The sequence below is a fragment of the Archangium sp. genome, assembly GCF_057119385.1.
Genome location: NZ_DBNGVP010000188.1, coordinates 57,662 through 78,788 on the forward strand (window position 1 = coordinate 57,662; position 21,127 = coordinate 78,788).

General features: G+C 69.0%; 19 protein-coding genes and 1 pseudogene. 14 read left to right on the forward strand and 6 right to left on the reverse strand.

All coding sequences use genetic code 11. The annotated features are described in order from the left end of the window. Positions 1-30 precede the first annotated feature (30 nt). A complete protein-coding gene (locus AC16DP_RS44090; protein ID WP_329726974.1) occupies positions 31-3,030 on the forward strand; it encodes a hypothetical protein in 3,000 nt (999 codons plus the stop codon). A 20-nt stretch (positions 3,031-3,050) separates the two neighbouring features. After that, complete coding sequence (locus tag AC16DP_RS44095) at positions 3,051-3,677, forward strand: outer membrane protein (protein ID WP_329726975.1); 627 nt, start codon at positions 3,051-3,053, stop codon at positions 3,675-3,677. Positions 3,678-3,770: 93 nt separating this feature from the next. On the opposite strand, the gene AC16DP_RS44100 is transcribed toward AC16DP_RS44095, so the two are convergent. After that, a complete protein-coding gene (locus AC16DP_RS44100; protein WP_329726976.1) occupies positions 3,771-4,178 on the reverse strand; it encodes a response regulator in 408 nt (135 codons plus the stop codon). A 300-nt stretch (positions 4,179-4,478) separates the two neighbouring features. Here AC16DP_RS44100 and AC16DP_RS44105 point away from each other — a divergent pair, with 300 nt between their 5' ends. After that, positions 4,479-5,864 (forward strand): DEAD/DEAH box helicase, encoded by a 1,386-nt coding sequence (locus AC16DP_RS44105; RefSeq protein ID WP_329726977.1) that lies wholly within the window; start codon positions 4,479-4,481, stop codon positions 5,862-5,864. Further along, positions 5,858-7,042: a DUF790 family protein gene (locus AC16DP_RS44110; RefSeq protein WP_329726978.1), complete on the forward strand. Its 1,185-nt coding sequence runs from the start codon at positions 5,858-5,860 to the stop codon at positions 7,040-7,042. Before AC16DP_RS44105 ends, AC16DP_RS44110 begins: the two co-directional genes overlap by 7 nt. A 14-nt stretch (positions 7,043-7,056) precedes the next feature. On the opposite strand, the gene AC16DP_RS44115 is transcribed toward AC16DP_RS44110, so the two are convergent. Continuing rightward, the gene (locus tag AC16DP_RS44115) at positions 7,057-7,350 is read right to left on the reverse strand and encodes a helix-turn-helix transcriptional regulator (protein WP_414640681.1); all 294 of its coding nucleotides are present in this window, start codon (positions 7,348-7,350) and stop codon (positions 7,057-7,059) included. 203 nt (positions 7,351-7,553) lie between these two features. On the opposite strand from AC16DP_RS44115, the gene AC16DP_RS44120 reads away from it, so the two are divergent. Then, entirely contained in the window at positions 7,554-7,922 is a 369-nt protein-coding gene (locus AC16DP_RS44120; protein WP_329726980.1) for a response regulator, read from the forward strand. 27 nt (positions 7,923-7,949) lie between these two features. On the opposite strand, the gene AC16DP_RS44125 is transcribed toward AC16DP_RS44120, so the two are convergent. Continuing rightward, entirely contained in the window at positions 7,950-8,165 is a 216-nt protein-coding gene (locus AC16DP_RS44125) for an MbtH family protein (RefSeq protein ID WP_043407274.1), read from the reverse strand. 180 nt (positions 8,166-8,345) lie between these two features. After that, entirely contained in the window at positions 8,346-11,561 is a 3,216-nt protein-coding gene (locus AC16DP_RS44130; RefSeq protein ID WP_329726981.1) for an AAA family ATPase, read from the reverse strand. 116 nt (positions 11,562-11,677) lie between these two features. On the opposite strand from AC16DP_RS44130, the gene AC16DP_RS44135 reads away from it, so the two are divergent. From AC16DP_RS44135 to AC16DP_RS44155, 5 genes are all read left to right on the forward strand, one after another. Continuing rightward, positions 11,678-12,502, forward strand: a complete 825-nt coding sequence (locus AC16DP_RS44135; RefSeq protein ID WP_329726982.1) for a metallophosphoesterase family protein — start codon at positions 11,678-11,680, stop codon at positions 12,500-12,502. Further along, positions 12,503-13,051: a hypothetical protein gene (locus AC16DP_RS44140; RefSeq protein ID WP_329726983.1), complete on the forward strand. Its 549-nt coding sequence runs from the start codon at positions 12,503-12,505 to the stop codon at positions 13,049-13,051. It begins immediately after the preceding gene. A gap of 43 nt (positions 13,052-13,094) precedes the next feature. Next, positions 13,095-13,451: a hypothetical protein gene (locus AC16DP_RS44145; RefSeq protein ID WP_329726984.1), complete on the forward strand. Its 357-nt coding sequence runs from the start codon at positions 13,095-13,097 to the stop codon at positions 13,449-13,451. 151 nt (positions 13,452-13,602) lie between these two features. Continuing rightward, positions 13,603-13,794, forward strand: a complete 192-nt coding sequence (locus AC16DP_RS44150; protein WP_329726985.1) for a hypothetical protein — start codon at positions 13,603-13,605, stop codon at positions 13,792-13,794. A 27-nt stretch (positions 13,795-13,821) separates the two neighbouring features. Then, a complete protein-coding gene (locus tag AC16DP_RS44155) occupies positions 13,822-14,979 on the forward strand; it encodes a hypothetical protein (RefSeq protein WP_329726986.1) in 1,158 nt (385 codons plus the stop codon). A gap of 73 nt (positions 14,980-15,052) precedes the next feature. On the opposite strand, the gene AC16DP_RS44160 is transcribed toward AC16DP_RS44155, so the two are convergent. After that, entirely contained in the window at positions 15,053-15,508 is a 456-nt protein-coding gene (locus AC16DP_RS44160) for a hypothetical protein (protein WP_329726987.1), read from the reverse strand. Between the two features lie 79 nt (positions 15,509-15,587). Here AC16DP_RS44160 and AC16DP_RS44165 point away from each other — a divergent pair, with 79 nt between their 5' ends. Beyond that, a complete protein-coding gene (locus AC16DP_RS44165; RefSeq protein ID WP_329726988.1) occupies positions 15,588-16,676 on the forward strand; it encodes a hypothetical protein in 1,089 nt (362 codons plus the stop codon). Positions 16,677-16,791: 115 nt separating this feature from the next. Further along, a complete protein-coding gene (locus tag AC16DP_RS44170) occupies positions 16,792-17,274 on the forward strand; it encodes a hypothetical protein (protein ID WP_329726989.1) in 483 nt (160 codons plus the stop codon). Positions 17,275-17,355: 81 nt separating this feature from the next. Here the strand turns inward: AC16DP_RS44170 and AC16DP_RS44175 are convergent, their stop codons facing one another. Then, on the reverse strand, positions 17,356-18,831 hold the full coding sequence (locus AC16DP_RS44175) for a hypothetical protein (protein ID WP_329726990.1): 1,476 nt from the start codon (positions 18,829-18,831) through the stop codon (positions 17,356-17,358). A 101-nt stretch (positions 18,832-18,932) separates the two neighbouring features. Here AC16DP_RS44175 and AC16DP_RS44180 point away from each other — a divergent pair, with 101 nt between their 5' ends. Continuing rightward, on the forward strand, positions 18,933-19,865 hold the full coding sequence (locus AC16DP_RS44180; protein ID WP_329726991.1) for a TraB/GumN family protein: 933 nt from the start codon (positions 18,933-18,935) through the stop codon (positions 19,863-19,865). A 752-nt stretch (positions 19,866-20,617) separates the two neighbouring features. Next, a pseudogene (locus tag AC16DP_RS44185) lies at positions 20,618-21,018 on the forward strand (protein kinase); the annotation flags it as partial. Positions 21,019-21,127: the final 109 nt, after the last annotated feature.

Below are 21,127 nucleotides of genomic sequence, written 5' to 3' on the forward strand. Positions count from 1 at the left end.
GGGGTCCTACCGGTTCGAGGAGGAAACCCCTTGCGTCTTCCCGTCGCAGCAGCGCTGCTCACCCTCGTGGCGTGCTCCCGCACCACCGAGGGACCTACCCCGTCCGTTTCCGGAGCCACCAACCCCCGACAGCCCGGCCTCCAGCCCGCCCGCGTCTGCAACGCGCAGGGCGGCACCGCCGGGTGGCGGGTGTCGCTGGCCGGCAGCGGCTTCGCCCCCATGCCCCAGGACGTGCTCACCGACTCGCCCCGCGTGGGCCTGCCCGAGGTGACGCTCCGGGGCGCCTCCACCGCCACGCTCCCCCGCGAGCGCGTCTTCTTCGTCAGCGCCAGCCAGCTCGACGTGGACGTGCCCACCCGTGACACCTCGCCCGCCCAGGAGCTGGCGCCCGGCAACTACTCGGTGGAGGTGAAGAACCCGAGCGGCACCACCGGCCAGCTCGCCGACGCCCTGCTCGTGGTGCCCCCGCCCACGCTCACCAGCGCCACCGCGCCGGAGGGCTTCACCCAGACGGCCCCCTCCCCGGTGGAGCTCGTGGGCACGGGCTTCCGCGCGGACGAGGCCCCCACCGTGGTCATCCGCGGCGCCGGCCTCCCCGAGGTGACGCTCACGGACGTCACCGTGGTGTCCACCACGCGGGTGACGGCGAACGTGCCGCCCAACACCCCCGCGGGCACCTACGACGTGGTGCTCACCAACCCCGAGGGCTGTGCCTTCACCCTGCCCCAGGGGCTCGTCGTCAGCTTCGTGCGCCTGGGCACGCTCACCCTCGACCCGCGCTTCGGCTGGCGGCGGCAGAACCAGTCCATCACGATCTTCAACACGCCCTCCCGCGCCGAGGACCAGACCTTCTCCGGTGGCCTGCCGGAGATCGTCCTCTTCGCGCCGCTGAAGACGGACCCCACGAAGCCGGTGGAGATTCCCCTGCGGCGCGCGGCCTTCGTCAACGGCAACACCGTCACCGCCGTGGTGCCCACCTGCTCGGGCAACGCGGCGCTGCCCCTCACCGACCCCGAGTGCCCCAACGGCATCGTCCCCGGTGGCCCCTACGCGGTGCGCGTGAAGGACCCCAGCGGCGCCGCCGGCTCGGTGACGGCGGAGAACGGCTTCACCGTGCTGGAGGACCCGGCGCCCTCCATCACCTCCATCGCGCCGAGCGCCATCACCACCAACGGCCTGACCGAGCCCACCAACCCGCTGGTGGTGACGGGCAGCAACTTCGGCGCCAACGCCAAGGTGCAGCTGCTCCTCAAGCCCATCGGCAGCCAGAACATCCGCGCGTGCGACCTCACCGCCACCGGCACGCCGGGCACCACCGAGTTGCGCGCGCTCGTCACCAACGTGGCCGCGGACAAGTGCGTCGAGTACACCCCCACCGGCACCCAGGTGGCCGCCACCGGAGGCTTCGCCCTCAGCGAGGGCCTCTACGTGGTGCGCGTGCAGAACACCAACAACCCGGCCTACGCCAACTACTCGGGCCTCATCGTCACCAACCCCGCCGCCAACCCCACGAACGCGGGCACCAAGGTCGCCCCCCTCACCACGAAGCTCACCGGAGCGCGGGCCAACTTCCCCCTCGTGGTCGCCACGGATGACCTCGGCCAGCCGTACCTGTACGCGCTGGGCGGCACCAACGGCACCACCGCCCTCGCCTCCGTCGAGGTGGCCCCCGTCACGCTCTTCGGCGAGCTCGGCGGCCAGTGCACCGGGAGCACCTGCACCTTCCTCACCCTCGAGCGCTCGCCGCTGGGCGCGGGCGCGTCCCCCGTCGCCCGGCGCGGCCACACCGCCGTCGTGCGCACCGTCCCCGGGGATACCTCCTATGTCTTCGTCCTCGGCGGCATCCGCGCCGATGGCACGGCGATGACCACCGTGGAGCGCGCCCAGGTCCTCAAGGTGGCGGACGCGCCCGCGCTCCAGCCGCCCACCGTGGACGCACCCGGCAGCCTCCCCGCGGGCACCTTCTACTACCGCGTGTCGGCGATCCTCTCCCCCACCGACCCCAAGAACCCGGGTGGAGAGACGCTGCCCTCGGACGAGTACCCGGTGACGGTGGGGGCCGCGGGCGGAGGCTCCACCACCCTCACCTGGCCCTGCCTCCCCAACGCCACGGGCTACCGCATCTACCGCACCGTGGGCGCCAACGCGGCCTCGGGCAGCGAGCTGCTGCTCGAGCAGGTGCCCGCCTCGGACTGCACGGGCGCGACCCCGCCCCCCGTGAGCTACACCGACACCGGCACGACGACGCCCGCGGGCGATGCGCCCCTGCCGCCCGGAGCCCTCGGCAAGTGGGCCGGCGCGGGCACCCTGCTCCAGGAGCGCGGCAACGCCGCCGCCCGGCTCGTGGATGACACCGTGTACGTGACCGGCGGCTTCTGCTCCACCGTGGGCACCGGCTGCGCCAGCGCGGGCACGAGCCTGGCGAGCGTCGAGCGCGCCACCTTCACCGCCAACACCGCGGACCTGGGCACCTTCTCGGCCGCGGGCACCCTCACCCGGGCGCGTCAGCGGCACTCGCTCGCCGTGGCCAACGCCGTCACCGCCCCCAATGCCTTCACCCCCGCCACGCCGGACAACAGCCAGGACGCCTGGCTCCTCGTGGTGGGCGGCGACGCGGGAGGCGCTCCGCTCACGGGCACCGGCATCATCGAGACGGCCCAGGTGAAGAGCTCCGCGGGGCCCACCGCCGCGCCCGCCTTCACCCAGGCGCCCTACAACACCGCCAGCACACATGGTGGCTGGGCCGAGATCGCCTCCAACTACCTCTTCCAGGCCGGCGGCACGGGCGGCGCGGGCTTCGCCTTCCGCTCCAACCTCGTCTGCGGCGGCACGACGAGGGATCCCGCCAGGTGCACGGCGCCCACCAGCTTCGACGGCACCCTCGGCGCCACCTCGGTGGCGTACCTGAGTGGCGGCCCCCGCTACCTCTCCGGCAACGTCCTCTTCCGCGCCTTCGTCTACGCCGCGGGCGGCTTCCCCAATGACGCGGGCGGCACGCCCACCGACACCGTCGAGCGCCTCATCTACTAGGCACCCGGGAGCGCACCACCATGAACGCCCTTCCTCTCCTCACCCTCCTGGCGCTCGCCCCGACGGCCGCGCCCGCCCAGACGCCCGCCCCGCAGGAGACCGCCCCCGCCGCGGCCTCCCCGGAGCCCGGAGGCCGCATCCTCCTGGCCCCCAAGCTGGGCTTCTTCAAGACGACCACCCCGCTCAACGGCGCCTTCTTCCTCGGCGCCGAGGCGGGCTACCTCACCCCGCTGCTCGACAACCGCCTGGCCATCGTCGCCGAGTTCAATTTCCACCAGCCCGACGTGCGCGGCACGCTCAGCGATCCGCAGCTGCCGGGGGACGCGCCCTACACGCTCACCGAGCGCGAGATGGCCATCCTGCTGTCGGCCGTCTACCGCTTCGAGGGCACCCTCACCCCGTACGTGGGCGCCGGCCCCGGCCTCTACCTGCACCGCGCCCAGGCCGAGGCCTTCGGCAGCACGTACACCGAGACCGAGGGCACCCTGGGCTTCCAGCTCCTCGGCGGCCTCGAGTACAAGCTGGGCCCCGGCGGCGCCTTCGCCGAGGTCCACTACCACTTCACCCGCGTGGGCTTCCTCACCACCGGTGACGTCAACATCGGCGGCTTCCTCGCCGCGGGCGTGGGCTACCGGCTGCACCTCTGAGCCCATGAGCTGAGCCCATGAGCTGAGCCCGTGGAACGCGGGAGGGCCCCACGCACCGGGGCCCTCCGGCCACGCCGTCCCCTGGGAGGCCGCTCAGGCCTCGCCCGTGGGCGGCCGCAGCATCCGCAGCAGGTGCTGGGCGAGCAAGTCTCGCGTGGCCCGCTGCAGCTCGCTGAGCAGCAGGTGGAGGCCCTCGGCCGAGCCGTCCCGCACGTCGCGCACCCGCTCCTCGCTGCCGTCGAAGACGCGCAGGCGCCCGGGCACCAGGGTGATGAGCGGCTGACGCGGGTGGCGCCGCTTGAGCAGTCCCAGCAGCAGGGGCTGGTCCTCGTCCGGCCGCCGCGCGTCCACCACCACCAGGGCCGGCTCCTCCTCGGCGATGCAGTCCAGGGCCTCATCCGCGTCCGACATGGCGGCGACGGACAGGCCCGGCTCCGCCAGGAGGCGCGAGAGCAGCTCTCGGGAAGGACGGTGCGGGCTGAGGATGACGATGCGGCGCATGGCGTTGGGAGAAGGGTAGCGCCCGGGAACGCCCGACGCAGGTGAAGAGAGGCCCGAGCCCTCGCTCCCCCGGCAGCACCCCACCTCGGACGGTGGGTCCGGGTGCGACCTCCACGGTCATCCTGAATTCCGCCGGGAATGTTCATTTTCCAACATTGTTCCGCCTCCCTGCCTGGAAAGCCCCTGGAAGTCTCCTCTGCGAGCATGCTGCGGACCGTGAGTGAGCCGACCTCGAAAGTCATGCTCTGGCGTTGGCGCGGAGATCGGGTTACTCCCGGCTGTTCCCCCGTTCCCGACCTGATGGCCACCGAGCTCCATTTCGACTGCGGCACCCTGGTGGCGCCCACGCTGCCGGAAGACGACACCCTGAGGGCCGTCTTCCAGCGGGACACGCGCACCGGCGTGTACCGGGCGGCGGCGCGGCACTACCGGGAGGTGGTGCTGAGGCTGCGCGAGCGGGGCCTGCCCTACGAAGACCGGGCGAAGCGCTTCGAGCCGTTGGAGGTGGGGCTGGCCACGCCCATCGAGCCCTTCCCGTACCAGAAGGCGGCGCTGGAGGCCTGGAGCGCCGCGGGTGGACGGGGGCTGGTGGAGCTGCCCACGGGCGCGGGCAAGACACTGCTGGCGGTGCTGGCCATCGCCCGGGTGAAGCGGCCGACCCTGGTGGTCGTCCCCACGTTGGACCTGATGACGCAGTGGCAGGGCGTGCTGTCCAAGCACCTGGGCCTGCCGGTGGGGATGCTGGGCGGCGGGGTGAGTGACCGGCAGCCGCTGACGGTGACGACGTACGACTCGGCGGCGATGCAGACGGAGTTCCACGGCAACCGCTTCGGCTTCCTCATCTGCGACGAGTGCCACCACCTGCCGGCGCCCAGCTACCGCTTCATCGCCGAGGGCTCGCTGGCGCCGTACCGGCTGGGCCTCACCGCCACGCTGGAGCGCACCGACGGCGGCGAGCGCGTGTGCGCGGAGCTGCTCGGGCCGCTGGTGCACCGCACGGACATCCGCGAGCTGCAGGGCCGCTACCTCGCCCCGTACGAGGTGCGCCGGGTGGAGGTGCCGCTCACGCCCGAGGAGCAGGCGCGGCATGACGAGGCGCGTGCGCGCTACCTCGGCTTCATCCGCCAGCGGGGCATCCGCTTCGACGTGCCGGAGGGCTGGGCGCGCTTCCTCGCGGAGAGCCAGCGCACGGAGGAAGGACGCGCGGCCTACCGGGGGTACCGGGAGCAGCGCCGCATCGCCCTCACCTCGAGCGCCAAGCAGGACGTGCTGTGGCGGATTCTGCTGGAGCACCGCGAGGACCGCGTCATCGTCTTCACCGACGACAACGAGACGGTGTACACGCTGGCGCGGCGGCTGCTGCTGCCCGCGCTGACGCACCACACGCCGGTGCCCGAGCGCAAGGCGCTGCTGGCCGCCTTCGCCAGTGGAGAGCTGCCGGTGCTGCTCACCTCGCGGGTGCTCAACGAGGGCGTGGACGTGCCGGAGGCGCGGGTGGGCGTGGTGCTCAGCGGCAGTGGCAGCGTGCGCGAGCACGTGCAGCGGCTGGGGCGAATCCTCCGCCAGCGCCCGGGCAAGCGCGCGCTGCTGTACGAGGTGTGCTCGGCGCAGACGGCCGAGGCCTCCATCAGCGAGCGGCGGCGCCAGCACCGGGCCTACCAGGAAGAGGAGGGCGAGGCGTGCTGACGCGCGAGCTGCTCCTCTTCCGCGTGCGCGACGGGAAGCTGCGCCCCTCCTTCGTGAAGCGGGAGGACCTGGCGCTGCGGACCCTGGCCACGGAGCTCATCGCCGAGGTGGCGGCGGGCGCCGGGCGCTCGCGGGACGACCTCGAGGAGACGCTCGCGCTGCGGGCCGGCGCGCACTCGCGGCCCAAGGTGGCGCGGGGGCTGGTGAAGCTGCTGGTGGACCGGATGCTCTTCGACGAGCCCTCCGAGGGCATCTCCGAGGCGCGCGCCACGGCCTTCCGCGAGGCGGCCCGGGTGCTGCGCTCGCTGCCCGCGGACGCGACGGTGGAGGCCTACGAGGCCCGGCTGTCCGAGTCCTTCCCGCGCCCGCTGCCCGAGTTGCGCGAGGCCCTCTACGCGGACCTTCCCGGTCATCGCCGGCTCCAGGGCTGGGAGGCGCTGACGTCCGCGGAGCTGTTGGATCGCTACAACCTGGCGCTGGCGCAGGGCCCCCTCTTCGAGGCGCGGCGGCTGACGCTGCGGGCGAAGGCCCCGGAGCTGCTGCGGGTGCGCAAGGTGCTGCGCTGGTTGAAGTTCTGCCGGCTGGTGGCCGAGGTGCGGCGCGAGGACGAGGACTGGGTGCTGGAGGTGGAGGGCCCCGGGGCCATGCTCGCGCTGCAGAAGAAGTACGGGCTGCAGCTGGCCAGCTTCCTCTCCGTGGTGCCGGTGCTGGAGCGCTGGCAGCTCACCGCCGCCCTGGAGAGCCCCCGGCGGCGGGTGACGCTGGTGCTGGACGACAAGGATCCCCTCGTCTCACCGCACGGCTCCGCCCTGGGCCACATCCCGCCCGAGGTGGCCACCCTGGCCGAGGGCTTCGACGACGCGGACTGGGAGCTGGACCTGCTGCCCCTGCCGCGCCACATGGGGGCGGCCGGGTTGTGCGTGCCGGATCTCACGTTCCGTCACAGACAGACGGGCCGCGAGGTGGCGCTGGAGCTCTTCCACGCATGGCATGCGGGCCCGTTGTCGAGGAGAATGGAGGAGCTGCGCTCGCGTCCGGATGCGGGACTGCTGCTGGGGGTGGATCGGGCGCTGGCGAAGGATGCCCAGGCACGCGCGCTGTTGGAGGCTCACCCGCAGGTGGTGCTCTTCCATGGATTTCCATCGGCGAAGCGGCTGCGCGCGAGGCTCTCACCGTGAGACAGGCACCCTCCCTACCCGTTCTTCTGCCCCAGGTGCGCGGCCACGAGGCTCAGCACCCGGAGCGAGTTGCGATCCAACTGGCGGGCGCGCCGCAGCAGGCGGCGCAGCTCCGCGGGCTCACTCACCTCGGGAGAAGGAGCCGGTGGCGTCCAGGGCAGGGGATTCTCGGTGGTGAGGCCCAGGGCCTCGTCCGCGGACAGGGAGAGCACGGCGCACAGCTTGCGGAAGGTGGGAACGCTCGGAAGCATGTTGCCTCGCTCCAGCCGCCCGTACACCTCCGTGGCGATGCCTATGCGCTCCGCCACGTCTTCCTGTGTGAGGTTGAGGCGCTGCCGGGCTGCGCGCGCGCTCTCTCCCAACCTGGTTGCGAGCTTTTTTGCCATTGTCCCGGGACCCGAGTGGTTCACCGGTGGCAATATGACTCGGGAGGTTGGTTTCCCAGGACGACTGGGGTAGTATCTCCATCCGAGGACCCGTCACGTTACATACCGGATCCTGGAGGTCCCGGATGACCGCGGACACCCTGCCCTCCTACCTCTTCGTGGACGAGGATCCGCTGCAGCTCTCCGCGCTGCGCCGGCTCCTGCGGGACATGCCGGGCACCAAGCGCATGGCGACCAGCGGGGAAGAGGCGCTGCGGATGGCGGAGGAGGAAGCGCCCACGGTCGTCATCGCCGCGTACATCCTCCCGGGCATGGACGGGCTGACCCTGTTGGCCGCCCTGCGGGCGCGCACGCCCCACCTGCTCTGCGGCCTGCATACCACCCAGCTGCCCTCGCGGGACATCATCCCGCCCCACGTCACCGTGCTGCTCAAGCCCTGCCCTCCAGAGCGGCTGCGTGCCTTCCTGATGTCCGGCACGGCCGCCCCGAAGTAGGCCCGGAAGCGAGCCCGGGCGGGTACGTCACGAGCCCTTCTGCGCGTCCATCTTCTTGCGCAGGCTGAGCGGACGCATGTCCGTCCACACCTGCTTGATGTGCTCGAGGCACTCGGCCTTGGTGCCCGACTTGCCGGCGTCCTTCCAGCCGGGGGCGTTCTCCCGGTCCGCGGGCCAGATGGAGTACTGCTCCTCGTGGTTGACCACGACCTTGTACTGCTGGGTGTCCTCGGTGTCGCTCATGGCCGCAATTTCACCCGGCGGCCCCCAGGGGGTCAATGTGGGTCTGAGCAGCCGGGAGGGGGACCCCCCCGCCAACCTCACAGGTTGGGCCGGGAGCGCGGAGGGCGCCAAAAACCTGGGACCTGTCAGGTCGGAAACGGCGACATGACCACGATGCACCTGCCAGGTCCTGTCCAGGCCTCACCGGACCCCGCGAGCGAGCGCCCGGGCGTACTCCAGTGACATCCGCGTGAAGCGCGCCCCGGCGAGCCCGCTCACGTACTGGCGGACCATGGCCCGCGTGGCGCCCACGTAGAAGAGCGCACGGCGCGTGCGCTCCAGCTCGCGCTCCGTGCGGCCCGGCTTCGTCTCCATCCACGACATGTCGTCCAGGGCGTCCACGCCGCAGAAGAACACCACCGGGCTCTCGTGCCCCTTGCACGAGAAGGCCGTCGTCACCCGGAGGTAGTCCACCCGCCCCACGCTGAAGCCGGACACGTCCTGGCCGCTGCGCCCACCGAAGGCCACCGCCTTCAGGCCCTCGCGCTCCAACGCCTCGGCGAGCCGCGCGGGCCGCACCGGCGCCACCACCAGCACGTCCGAGGGCTGTACCCCCTCCTCCCGGCTCAGCCGCTTCACCTCGCGCACCAGCCACGCCTCCTCCGCCTGCGCCGAGTCGAAGGCCTTCACCACCGGCGCCACGCCCTCGCGCTCGGTGGCCCGCAGCCGGTACAGCCCGTCCACGCCCGGCACCGGCTCCTCCAGCAGGCCCTGCTCGCGCAGCTCGTGGGCGCGCATGAACTCGCGCATGCCGGGGTTGGCCACCCGGTGCAGCCCGAGCGGATCCAACACCACGTTGAACGCCAGCTCGGACACCTGGCGCGTGGAGCGGAAGGTCTCGTGCAGCACGCGCACCCGGCCGGTGAAGTCGAGGTCCGGCAGTTCCTTGCGCAGGGCCTCCACGGAGCTGTTGCCGTACACGTTCTGCGAGTCGTCCGCGAAGAGCAGGAAGGCCTTGAGCGGAGGCCCCTCGCCGCGTGAGAGCGGACGGGCCAGCGAATACAGGTGCGCGAGCTCCGGGGCGCTCAGGTCCTGCGCCTCGTCCACGAAGACGGCGTCGAAGCTCTCCGGCGCGAAGGAGCCCGTGCCCGTCACGTGCATGAGCGTCACCCGCTGTGTCATCAACTGCGCGCGCTTGCCGAGCCGCTGCCGCATCGCCGCCACCAACAGCTTCGAGAGCAGCGGCGTCAGCGCCTTGTTGAAGAAGGACACCAGCACCCGCGCGTCCGGGTGCTCGGCGAGGTAGCGCGCCACCCACTGCGCCAGCACGTACGTCTTCCCGCTGCCCGCCACCCCGCGCACCAGGTGGTGCCCGTCGTCGAAGCGGCGCTCGAAGAGGGCCACCTGCTCCTGCGTGAAGAGCGGCCCCATGCCCCGCAGCGAATCAATCTCCTGTCCCAGCCCCTCGGGCCGCTTCGCCGCCTGCGCGCGCACACCCGGCATCACCAGCAGCGGCTGCAGCGAGAGACGGGGCTCCAGGCTGGGGGCCACGGGCGTCAGCAGCTCCAGCAGTTGCGAGGGGATGGCGGCCTCGGACTCGGCGCGAGAGGAGAGGACGAAGAGGTACTCGCGGGCGCGGCTCGCGGCCACGTTGAGCATGGGGGTGAGCTCACTGGGCGGGAAGGGGCGCCCGGCGGCCACGGTGTCCACCACCACGACGTCGTACTCGGTGCCCTGCTGCCGGTGGATGGTGGAGGCCTGGAAGCGCGACTCGCTCCACCCCTTCTGCTGCGCCAGCGCCCGCAGCAGCGCCGCCTGCGCCCGGTACGGCGTCACCGCCAGCACCTTCAGTCCCGCCTTCAACGCGGGCGCGGCCAGGGCCACCAGCAGCTCCGCCGAGAAGGGCCGCCGGTAGCCCCGCCCCGACTCGCCTCGCTCGTGGCAGACGCGCCGCGCGTCCCGGGTGGCCTCGTCCAGCACCACCCAGCACGCCCGCGCCGCCGGGTACACGTCCACCGTCTTCGGCTGCCGGGTGCGCGGGCCCTCGCCGTCCTCCAGCATCCCCGCGTAGCTGAAGTGGCTCACCACGGAGCCGATTTGAGGGTGCATGCGGTGCTGCGTCCGCAACAGCAGCACGTGCGAGGACTCCACCGCCGCCTTCGCGTCCTCCAGGTGCGACAACGGCGAGCCGCGCATCCACGTCTGCACCGGCCGCTCCACGCCCTCCAGCGCGCGGCTCACCGGGCCGATCTGCTTCGGGTCTCCGCCCAGCAGCACCTTGCGCGCCATCGGCGCCAGCAGGCCCACGGCGGCGCGCGACACCATGCCCGCCTCGTCCACCACCAGCCGGTCGAAACGCTCGGCGCCCTCCAGCTCGGAGACGAGCCGCAGCGCCCGGTGCACGGTGAGCACCATGAGCGTGGCGTGCCCCTCCCGGGCGACGAAGAGCGTCTCGTCCGTGATGCCATCGCGCACCTTGCGCAGCTCCGCCTTCACCGTGGCCAGCCGCGAGGGAGGCGCCCCCTCGAGGTACTCGCGGCGCACGCGCTCCTCCATGTACTCGACGCGCGCCGCCTGCTTCTGGTAGCGCGCGTCCTGGAGGACGGCGGGAAAGGCGTTCGTCAGCTCCGGGCCCACGCCGATGCCGCCCCGGAAGATGCGGCACGTGGTGTCCGGCGCGTGCAGGGCCCCGGCCTTGGACAACATGCGGGCCACGCGCAGCGCGAGCGTGTCCGCGGCCCGGTTGGTGGGCGCCACCGCGAGGATGCGCTCCTTGGGGTTGCGTTGGATGGCCTGCGCGAGCAGCCGCGCCACCGTCTCCGTCTTGCCCGTGCCCGGTGGCCCCCAGAGCAGCGCCCACGGCTTCTCCCAGAGGTCCTCGGGCCCGGGCGAGGGGCCGACGCCGTCATCGGGGATGATGCCGCGCACCCGGTCCAGCGCCTCGCGCACCCGGGGCCCGCGCGAGTCGTAGGCCCGCGAGGCCGCCAGCAGCGCCTCGGAGAAGTCATAGGGCTGGAAGGCCCAGCGCTCGGCGGAGAGGACCTCGGGCGGGATGTGGCTCAGCGAGCGCGTGGAGAGGAAGACGCGCCCGTTCGTGGGGTCCACGTGGACGATCTCCCCGATGAACTTCCGCTCGTCCGGGAGGAAGCCGATGAGCTGTCCCCCACCCCAGCTCGGGTCCGCCGCGGGCCGGGGGGTGAGGCCGAGCATCGACTCGTCCTCCAGCCGCACGTCCTCGGCGCCCTTGAGCATCACCCAGCGGTACAGGGCGCGCTCGCTCTCCAGGGCGGACAGCAGATCCTCCGGCAGCACCGAGCGCACGATGAGATCCGCGGGCTCGTGGCTGGGAGCCGGGGACTGGGGAGCCTGGGGAGCAGGTTTCCGGGCATGACGTGCCTGGGGTGACTCGTTCGTCATTCGGAAGGCCGGAGCGCGAGCCCCATGGTGCCCTGAGGACGCCCGAAGGAAAAGCGCACGCGAAACGACCACGCCGCTCGGGAGTCCAGTAATGTGGACGGTCCGCGCCCCCCACCATGAAGCTCTACGCCCTCAGTGATCTCCATGTGCGCTACGAGCACAACCGCAAGGCGCTCGAATCGCTCGCCCCCCACCCCGAGGATTGGCTCATCGTCGCCGGAGACGTCGGCGAGACGCTGGAGCACATGGAGTTCGCCTGGCGCACGCTGACGGCGCGCTTCCAGAAGGTGGTGTGGGTGCCCGGCAATCACGAGCTGTGGACGATGGCACGTGAGCAGCCCGCCCTCCGAGGCGAGGCGCGCTACCAGCAGCTCGTGGAGCACTGCCGCTCGCACGGCGTGCTGACGCCCGAGGACCCGTATCCCCGCTGGCCGGGCGAGGGGCCGCACCGGGTGCTGGTGCCCATGTTCCTGCTCTACGACTACTCGTTCCGGCCGGACCACGTGGCCGAGCAGGACGCGATCGCCTGGGCGATGGAGCACCACATCCTGTGCACCGACGAGGCCATGCTGCACCCGGACCCGTATCCGAGCCGGTCCGCCTGGTGCGCGGCGCGCGTGGAGCAGACGATCGCCCGGCTGGAGCAACTGCCGCCGGATTGCTCGACCATCCTCATCAACCACTTCCCGCTGCGCTACGAGCACGTGCGCCTGCCGCGCATCCCCCGCTTCTCCATCTGGTGCGGCACGAAGAAGACGGAGGACTGGCACCTGCGCTTCCGCGCGGAGATCGTCGTCAGCGGCCACCTGCACATGCCCGCCACGCTGTGGCGCGACGGGGTGCGCTTCGAGGAGGCCTCGCTCGGCTATCCGCAGCAGTGGAGTTGGCGCGGCGACATTTCACGCTGCCTGCGCGAGGTATTGCCCGGGAATACGCTATAGTTGCACCTGCCGCTCTCCGCTCGAGGGGATGCCATGTGCACCGCAAATCAACGCCTTCCCCGCTGGCTCTTGTACGTCGTCAGTGCCCTGGCTGCTAGCGGTTGCGCGTCCTCTGCATCAAGCCGTCATGAAGATGTTCTCACGGACAATGAGGCAGCAGCGCAACAAGCACAGCCAGACGAGCGGGCCTACAGAGAAGCAGCGGAAGAGCTGCTCAAGTACCTGGATGTTCAACGGCAAGCAGGCACGAACGTCATTCAGGCGTCGGGCAAAGACGGAATATACCCCATGTATGAGTGCATGGAGTACGGGTGCCCTGACAGGGTTTTCTGCAAAGAGGTCAATGCCTACTGCCCTGTCACCCATTGCGGCAAGGGAAGCTGCCGTGGATGCCCGGAGCCAGTTCCAGACGTATTCAAGAATCTCGCGCTCAAGCAATGGTGCAAGTTCGACTGCCTTCGCGGCTCTGTCCGGGCTGGTACGGCCCTCGGCTTCGTTCCGATCGTCGGGAAGGACTTTTTCATCGGACCATTTTGCTTCAGCGAATGAACAATCTCAGTCATTGCGCCGGCCGCGAACAAGGAGTCCGTATTTGGATCCCACCAGCCAGAAAGCCGCCCGCCTTGCCACGGCCCTCAATGGTTTAGGACATATCGCGATGGGGCAATCGTTAGACGAGATCCGCCGCTCCGAGGGTGATGCGAAACTAAGAAGACTCTTCCATGAAGATGCAACCCTGGTACTCGACCTGGTTGAACGCGAGGCGAGAGTACAATCGAAGGTCGTTCCCAACCCCGAGGAGTGCATCGCCGCACTCTCGCGATTCCGGGACATGGTGCAATCCGTTGACTTCGATGATGCCGTGAGCATGGGTGCTCTCAAGGACCATGCCCGGAAGGCCCTCGAAGCCTTCATGGGAGCACCGTTGCCTGAAAAGTTGCCCGAGTGAGAGCCTCATCGAAATGTCAATTGTCCATAGGGACCGTGCACCCCTCTGCGCCCACGGTTCAAACGGATAGGACCTCGGCATCTGCCAGATCCACGCCGCCGCACGGGCAAGCAGGTGAACCTCACCGTCGTACTTGGGAACAACATGGGAGGTGACGTGCCCGGGCACCGCCGACAAGCGGCTCTACCTCACTGGCTCGGTCCACCTGGGCCGACCCAGCCAGTTCGTCTTTCCGCCCTCGATGGAAGCCGCGCTCGGCCATCCCCAGCAGTGGACCTGGCGCGGAGACATCTCGCGCTGCCTGCGGCAAGTGCTGCCCGGCCGCGTGAGCCAGGAGGGATAAGCTCGACCCAAAGGGAGCAATCTTTACGTGAGAACCCCCCTCGGATCTCTTGCCGGACAGGTCGTAATCCGCCTGCTCATCGTACTGGTGATTCCTTTCGGCGCGCGTGCCGCGAACGAAGGAGAAATCCAGAACTACCTCATCTCCATCAGCCGTCTGTACGAAAGCCTCGATTACGAGCTCGCCCTCAATCGAGTCCAACTCGCCCGCCAGGTGCCTCGTGGAACGGAAGAGGAGATCACCCTCTCCCTCTATGAAGGCATCATTCTGTGCGAGATGGGCAAACAGGGGCCTGGGAGCGCGTCCTTCAGGGCCGCACTGCTCCTACGGCCCGATGCGAAGCTTCCCGTGCAGGTCGCCCCCAAGGTCGAGACGCTGTTCGAATCCATGCGGAAGCAGGTGAAGGACGAGCTCGCGCCGCTCGTCGCGCAACACGCAACGAAGAACTCGCCGAGCGAAGCTCCCTCGACCCCGAGCCCCACGAAGGTGGCGGCGAAGGAGGAACTCCGTTCCACTCCACGGGCCCACGCCTCGGCCGCGTCCACTCCGAAGGCTTTGGAGATGCCGGGCCAGATACGCGTGGGCGTGGGGGGTGACCTCTTCTTCGAGAGCTCGCAGATGACGGGCTCATGGAGCGTCAACAGCTCGCTCACGGATGAGTCCTTCGACTACACCAGCCTGAGTTTCCTGTCCGCAACAGCCTGGCTGACCACCTCCACGCCGATGCTGAATGAGCGGCTGCGGTTGGGCGCCGGCCTGCGCATTTTCGGCAACTACGCCGCGGGCGGTGGCAACCAGTTCGGCTTCGGCGTGCTGAACGAGGCCTTCGCCATCGGCGAGTACGCGCTGCCGGTAAACAACAAGACGGAGTTCCTCTGTGGCGGTCGCGTGGGGCTGTCGCTCCTGGTGCCCACCCACGATTTCGAGACGGAAATCCGTCAACTCCAGGAGCAGGGAGTGAGTGTGTGGAGCGGGCCGCGCCTGGGCTGGCTGCTGGGTCTGTCCGGGGGAGCACGGCGGCAGATGTCCGACCGCATCTGGCTACGTGCCGACATGCTCGTCCAGCTCGAACAGCAGTACCTCTTCGACACGAGCCAGGAGATCTCCGGGTTCCGCTTCACCAAGACCTGGAGCACCCTGGCAGTGCGCCTGGGACTCACGCTCGGGGCCGAGTTCGCCCTCTGAGGCACGGTCCCACGAGCCTTGAGGGCACGGAAGCGGCTCATAGCCCACTCCCTTGCCCTCCCCGTCTCACGCGCTACTGCGCGCTGAAGACGAGATCATCCACGTCCGAGTAGGCGCCCCCTCCGCACGAGGAGAGGCTGCCACCGTAGCGGAACACGGCGCGCACCACCGCGCGAGCGCTCCCCGAGGACGGCGTGTACATCGTGGAGAGCACGTGCGAGCCCGCCGCCGTTGCCGTCATCGTGCCGAGGTACGTCCAGCTCGGCGCGCTGGCGTCCGGCGCGTAGTAGAGGTCCAGGTAGTCGGAGGAGAAGGCGGAGTACCCCCACACCGTGGCCTCGATGCGGAGCGTCTTCCCAGCCGCGAGGGGCGAACCATCCACCGTGGACACCTTCAGCCGGTCCAGCGACTCGTCGGAGTGGTAGCCCCCGCTGGTGCCGTCGGTGCACGTGTCCACGGTGTTCGGCGCGTTGGACTCGGGCCCCAGCTGGGCCCGGCCATTGAGCAGGGTGCCCGAGTCACAGGACACATCCGATGATTTCTCCTACACCTATGATTTCTCCTACACTTAACGATATCCTACACACCAAGGTTCACCAGGGGGGTAGATGCAAACCGTCATCGGCATTGACGTGGGCTGGTCCGAGAGCACACCGTCGTGCAGCATCGCAGTGAATCAGAACATACTGCCGAGCGAGTGGGGTCCAGAGCGATTTACAGTCCGTAAGGGCTCGGATGCGGTGTGGTGTTCGACGGTACAGTTAAGCGATGCCGTGGGTTGGTTGATGGACTGCCGCGTTGTGGGGCAACTGGATAAGGCCATCGTTGTCATTGATGGCCCGGTGAGTCACACAGGTCCGCCGCGACCAACGAACCGCTGGGTCGATGAGCGATGCCAGTCAGGGCAGTTTCAAAATAGATGTGTTGCCGCCCCACTCAATGGAGGCGACGGACAGCCGTTCATTGTAGCGACTTACCTTCTGACGTTCGCTGCAGCAGCAACCATGAAAGGCCCACAGTACCGATTGCATCCAGCCATTGATTGGGGCATCGCTGGACCGCAGATATTTGAAACAAACCCAACGGTGGGCCTAGGGTTATTGCTCCCGCTAGCGAACCCTGCCGTTCTTCCATCACGCCACAGCGGCTCGCGCCTTCACTCGGCAACAAAACAAACGTGCAGAGCAAAGTCTGACTGGTATTGGGTAGAAGGAGGCGGGCATCGTGTTGCCGAGGTGATTGGAGCGGGCAAAATCAGTGAGACCAAAAGCCACCAGAAACGCGCGGCGTGGTTCGCGCTTGCCGTCGGGTTTCAAATCGCCGGCATTGCCGCAGATGGATCTAAGCCAGACTGGATTGGCAATCCCAGCGAGGGCATATACAACCTCCTCAGCCCAATCCACAATGATTGGCTCAATGCGGTTGCAAGCGCGAAACATCCGGTGGGAACGGGGCCGAACTCAAAGGAGATTTCGCAATCGCCGCCCAGCGGCACATGCTCTACTGAAAATTGCTTATTAAGTGGCCAGCCGTTCGACGAGAAACGATGCCCGTTCTGTGACCAATTAAAGCAGGACCAAACCACATGGGCAGGAATTGACTCCCATTTTCATTACACATGCCCAGAACAGCCTCACAAACGAATGAACTTCGCGGATTTCAAAAAACAGATCTGCCAGAAACACTGGCGGCGGTGAACCTCCTCGGTGCAGCCTCATTTTAAGCAGCATTGTCCACTTGAATTCAACCTCGCCAAAGCCGGTCTTTCGCTGAACCCAATGCAGCACAGTAATTTCATTAAAAGGAAACCAAATGAATCAGCCACGACTCGTCCGAATCAATTGGATAGGCCCATTTGCTCCGGACAAGGTGCCTGTCAATCCCGAGTACGACGACAACTTCGGCCTGTATCAAATCTATGGGATACACGAAGTGTTCGGCCCTCAGTCCCTTTTGTATATCGGCAAGGCAGAGCACCTGAGTTTTGCCGAGCGCATCAATCAGCACCTCAGTAACTGGCTCTCAAGCAACAGTGATGCACAAGTGCGACTCGGTCTACTCCACCCGAAGGACTATAAACATGAGCCGAAAGACTGGTCCGATTGGAAGCAACTGCTGCGCGACACAGAAGCTCTAACGATCTTCTGGCACACGCCACCCTACAATTCCCGGAACATCAGCCACTACAGTGGACCTACACTCCGAGTCCAGAATTTCGGTCAGCGTGGACGCCTCTTGCCGGAGTTCTCTACCGATTGGGTACCCCCCAAGCCGATGGATAGTGATGAAGAATGAGGTAACCGCTGACAAACGACGCTGCTCGCAGCACAACCTCCGACAACGAAAATGGGCCGCGCTCACAGCTGCATCTTTTCGTTAACGGCGTGAAGTCAGCGCGTCCCCTTGCTTCACTGGCGGCTGGAGCGAGTTGTCCGGCGACCCGGGGCGGCCCAGTCCCCGGCGCACCGCCGGCAGCGAGGCCGTAACAGCTCCTACGTAGAAGACGCCGTGGTAGCCCGCCTCGTTCGGACTGTCGAACCGGTGCACGAAGAAGCGATCTCCGTTGTCCTTGCCGCGCGCGGGCCGCACTCCGCACTCCACCTGCGTCCCGCCCTCCACCGCGCAGATCCACGCCGAGCCGCTGTCATAGGCCATGTCCAGTGCCACCACGTGCTGCAGCTGACCGGACAGCCGCAGCCCCATGGGCCGGTAGCTGGCATCCCACGGCAGCCCCTGGCGGGTGCGCGGGTGGATGTTGCCGGACACCACCAGGAAGAACCGTCCCGGCGTCTCGCGCACCCGAGAGAGCACCGTGGCGGCCATGGCGTCCTCGTGCGCCTGCCCCTTCAGCCCCGGGTGGTCGAACACGAAGGCATCCACGTCCAGCCCCCGGGCCCGCAGCTGGCGCAGCTGCTCCAGCAGGTTCGCCATGGCCTCGCTGCTCCGCCCATCTTGATAGGGATTGCGCCAGAAGGGCGCCTCCATCAGCTTCAGCCAATCGTCCTCCGAGCCGGCACTGCGCAGGAAGGTGCTCACGCGCTCCTGGTTCTCCACCGGCAGCTCCAGCCCCACCGTCACGGGCGTCCCGTTCGAGGCCGTCTGGCAGGCGCCCTGCGCGATGAAGCGCGGCACCTCCTGCGTGCCGTGCATTTCGCCCAGCAGCATCACCCCCCCGGGCGTGACCTGCGGAGACAACCCGATGATGGGCAGCCCGCACTCCACCGCCAGTACGGGCGCCGCCTTCACCTCGGGTGCCTCCACCTTCGCGACCTCCGTCTCCGCCTTCCCTTCCGGCGCCTTCCGGGCCAGCGTGGGCGCCACCGCGTGGAACACCTTCCACTCCATCACCAGGTCGCGCGAGCCCTGCGCCGAGCCGGCCACGATGGCGTTCTCCCCGATGGGACCATCCTGGAACTCCGCCTGGTCCTCCATGCTCCAACCCGAGGCATCGGCCGCCCCCGGCGATTGCCCCACCGTCCGGTTCACGCCCCAGTCGAGCTCGTCTCCCGCGGTGGCCAGCGTCCTGTGGGCGCTCCGGGTGACGCGGATGATCCACAGCTTGCCGCGCGTGGGCGTCTCGCGCTTGCCCAGCACGAGGTAGCGGTGCCAGAAGCCCGACACCTTCGAGCCCCCGAACTCCTCGCGCCACTCCGTCTCCAGCACGAAGTTGCTCGTGTCCTCGCGGAAGGACAGGGGGTTGTCCGCGAAGAACCGCCGGACGGAGGGCCAGAGTTCCTCGAGGGGCGCGTCGTAGATGGCCTCCTCGTCGGGAATCCCCGAGCCCTTCGGCCCCGCGGCGCAGCCGGCCAGCAGGAGCATGAGCCCCATCGAAACGAGCGTCATCGAGCGCATCCGAGCTCTTGAACGTCCAGGGTGACAGGACATATCGGCGGAACTCCGGGTGCGTGGCCGTTGCGCTCCGGTCATGATGCACCCCCCTCAACGGACCCACCATGCGCCCGAACCGATTGCTCCTCGCCTTCCTCGCCCTCCTCGGCACGGCCTGTGCCACGACCTCCGCGGAGCGTCCCGCCTCCACGAGCTCCGCCGTCACGGAGCAGCGTGCCTTCCTCTGGGAGGTGACGCGCCCGGGCGCTCCGGACAAGCGGCTCTACCTCACCGGCTCGGTCCACCTGGGCCGGCCCGGCCAGTTCGTCTTCCCGCCGTCGATGGAGGCCGCGTTCGCGCGCTCGCAGGCGCTGGTGGTGGAGCTGGACCCGGACAAGGCCGACCCGGGGAAGACCCAGCAGCTCATGCTGAGCCTGGGCACCTTCACCCATCCCGATGCGCTGAGCGCGCACCTGAGCCCCGAGACGAAGGCGCTCCTGCCCGAGGCCATCCAGAAGGCGGGGCTCCCGGCGATCGCCGTCGAGCGCATGCGGCCCTGGCTGCTGTCCCTCACGCTCTCCCTCCTGGAGATGCAGCGGGCCGGCTACTCGGAGGAGGGCGGCATCGACCGCATGCTGCTGACGAAGGCGCGCGGCACCCAGCGCATCGTGGAGCTGGAGACGGTCGAGGAGCAGATGCGCATGCTCGCCGGCATGCCGGACTCCGTGCAGGACCTGATGCTGCGGGAGCAGCTCCAGCAGTCCTCGCAGACGGCCGAGAGCCTGGCGAGCATCGCCACCGCCTGGCAGGGCGGCAACCCCGACGCCCTGGCGCGGGCCCTCTTCGAGCGGGCGGACGACCCCTCCATGCGGCCCTTCTACGAGGCCCTCTTCTTCACCCGCAACCGGCGGATGGCGGACCAGCTGGCCGCGATGCTCGACCAGCCGGAGACGCACTTCGCCGTGGTGGGCGCGGGACACCTCGTGGGGGAGGAAGGCATCCTCGCCCTGCTGACCCGGAAGGGCTTCCAGGTGCGCCAGCTCCCCCGCGAGCCCTGAGGCCTTCTCACGGAGCGTCCGCATTCGCCTTGCCGCCCCGGCTGCAAGAGAATGAGGCAGCCATGCCTCACTCCAACCCTCCAGGCACCCCGGCGCCGCTCGGCACCCAGCTGCTCGCGGAGCACTTCCGGGCGGACGCCGCCGCCCGCGAGGCGACCGTCACCCGGTTCATCAGCCTGGTCACCGGCCTCTTCATCCTCTCCACGCTCGCGCTGGGCGGCCGCATCGGCTGGCCCCGGGCCCTGTCCGTCGCGGGCCTGTGTGCCTTCTTCACCGTCTACTACGGGTGGCTGTCCTGGATGCTGCGGCGCGGCTGGTTCCACCCCGCCATCCACTGGGTCAACGTCGCCCTGGAGACCTCCACCGGCGCGTTCCTCTTCACCTGCGACATCGCCTTCGGCACCGTCGAGCAGGCACTGACCAACCCCATGTCCGTGCTCTGGAGCGCGACCATCGTGCTCGCGGCCCTGCGGGGCAACCGCCACCTGGCCCTCTTCGCCGGGGGCATCGTGGCCGCCGAGACGATGCTCCTCTACATGCTGCTGGCCTGGCCCCGGCTGGCCGAGCCCGTTCCCCTGATGTTCACCCCGCCGCTCGTCGCGCTGCGGGCCGCCTACTACTTCATCACCGGTTGGCTCGCGGCGCTGGTGGCCAGCTACCTCACGCACCGCGCCGAGGAGGCGCTGCAAGCCGTCCGCGAGAAGGATCTGCTGGGCAAGTACTTCCTCCACGAGCGGCTGGGCGTGGGAGGCATGGCCGAGGTGTTCCGCGCCACCTACAGCCCGGAGGGTGGCTTCGAGAAGGTGGTGGCCGTCAAGCGCATCCTCCCGGCCTACGCCGAGGACGAGGACTTCGTCACGCTCTTCCGCCGGGAGGCGGAGCTGGGCTCGCTGCTGTGCCACCCCAACATCGTCCAGGTGCTCGACGTGGGCCGGTTCGGGGACACCTACTTCATGGCCATGGAGTACATCGAGGGCCTGTCCCTGCGCGAGCTGCTCAAGAGCCACGGCTGGGAGACTTCGGGGTGGCCCGGGCGGCCATCCACGTCCGGCTCACCCAGGCGGACCGGGTGCGCGGCAAGCTGGGGTACCTCGCCCCCGAGCAGGCCCGCGGCCAGGCCTTCGACGGCCGGGCGGACCTCTTCGCGCTCGGCCTCACACTGCACGAGGCGCTCACGGGACAGCGCGTCTTCCAGGGCGAGGATGCCTCCGGCATGGTGCGCGCCGCCCCCCCTCCCTTCCTCGTGCCCCCCTCCGGCCTCC

Excerpts from the sequence above, each read along its gene's own strand:
- AC16DP_RS44095 (WP_329726975.1), top strand. The coding sequence starts at position 3,051 with ATGAACGCCCTTCCTCTCCTCACCCTCCTGGCGCTCGCCCCGACGGCC.
- AC16DP_RS44100 (WP_329726976.1), bottom strand. The coding sequence starts at position 4,178 with ATGCGCCGCATCGTCATCCTCAGCCCGCACCGTCCTTCCCGAGAGCTG.
- AC16DP_RS44105 (WP_329726977.1), top strand. The coding sequence starts at position 4,479 with ATGGCCACCGAGCTCCATTTCGACTGCGGCACCCTGGTGGCGCCCACG.
- AC16DP_RS44120 (WP_329726980.1), top strand. The coding sequence starts at position 7,554 with ATGACCGCGGACACCCTGCCCTCCTACCTCTTCGTGGACGAGGATCCG.
- AC16DP_RS44125 (WP_043407274.1), bottom strand. The coding sequence starts at position 8,165 with ATGAGCGACACCGAGGACACCCAGCAGTACAAGGTCGTGGTCAACCAC.
- AC16DP_RS44130 (WP_329726981.1), bottom strand. The coding sequence starts at position 11,561 with ATGACGAACGAGTCACCCCAGGCACGTCATGCCCGGAAACCTGCTCCC.
- AC16DP_RS44135 (WP_329726982.1), top strand. The coding sequence starts at position 11,678 with ATGAAGCTCTACGCCCTCAGTGATCTCCATGTGCGCTACGAGCACAAC.
- AC16DP_RS44165 (WP_329726988.1), top strand. The coding sequence starts at position 15,588 with ATGCAAACCGTCATCGGCATTGACGTGGGCTGGTCCGAGAGCACACCG.
- AC16DP_RS44170 (WP_329726989.1), top strand. The coding sequence starts at position 16,792 with ATGAATCAGCCACGACTCGTCCGAATCAATTGGATAGGCCCATTTGCT.
- AC16DP_RS44175 (WP_329726990.1), bottom strand. The coding sequence starts at position 18,831 with ATGCGCTCGATGACGCTCGTTTCGATGGGGCTCATGCTCCTGCTGGCC.
- AC16DP_RS44180 (WP_329726991.1), top strand. The coding sequence starts at position 18,933 with ATGCGCCCGAACCGATTGCTCCTCGCCTTCCTCGCCCTCCTCGGCACG.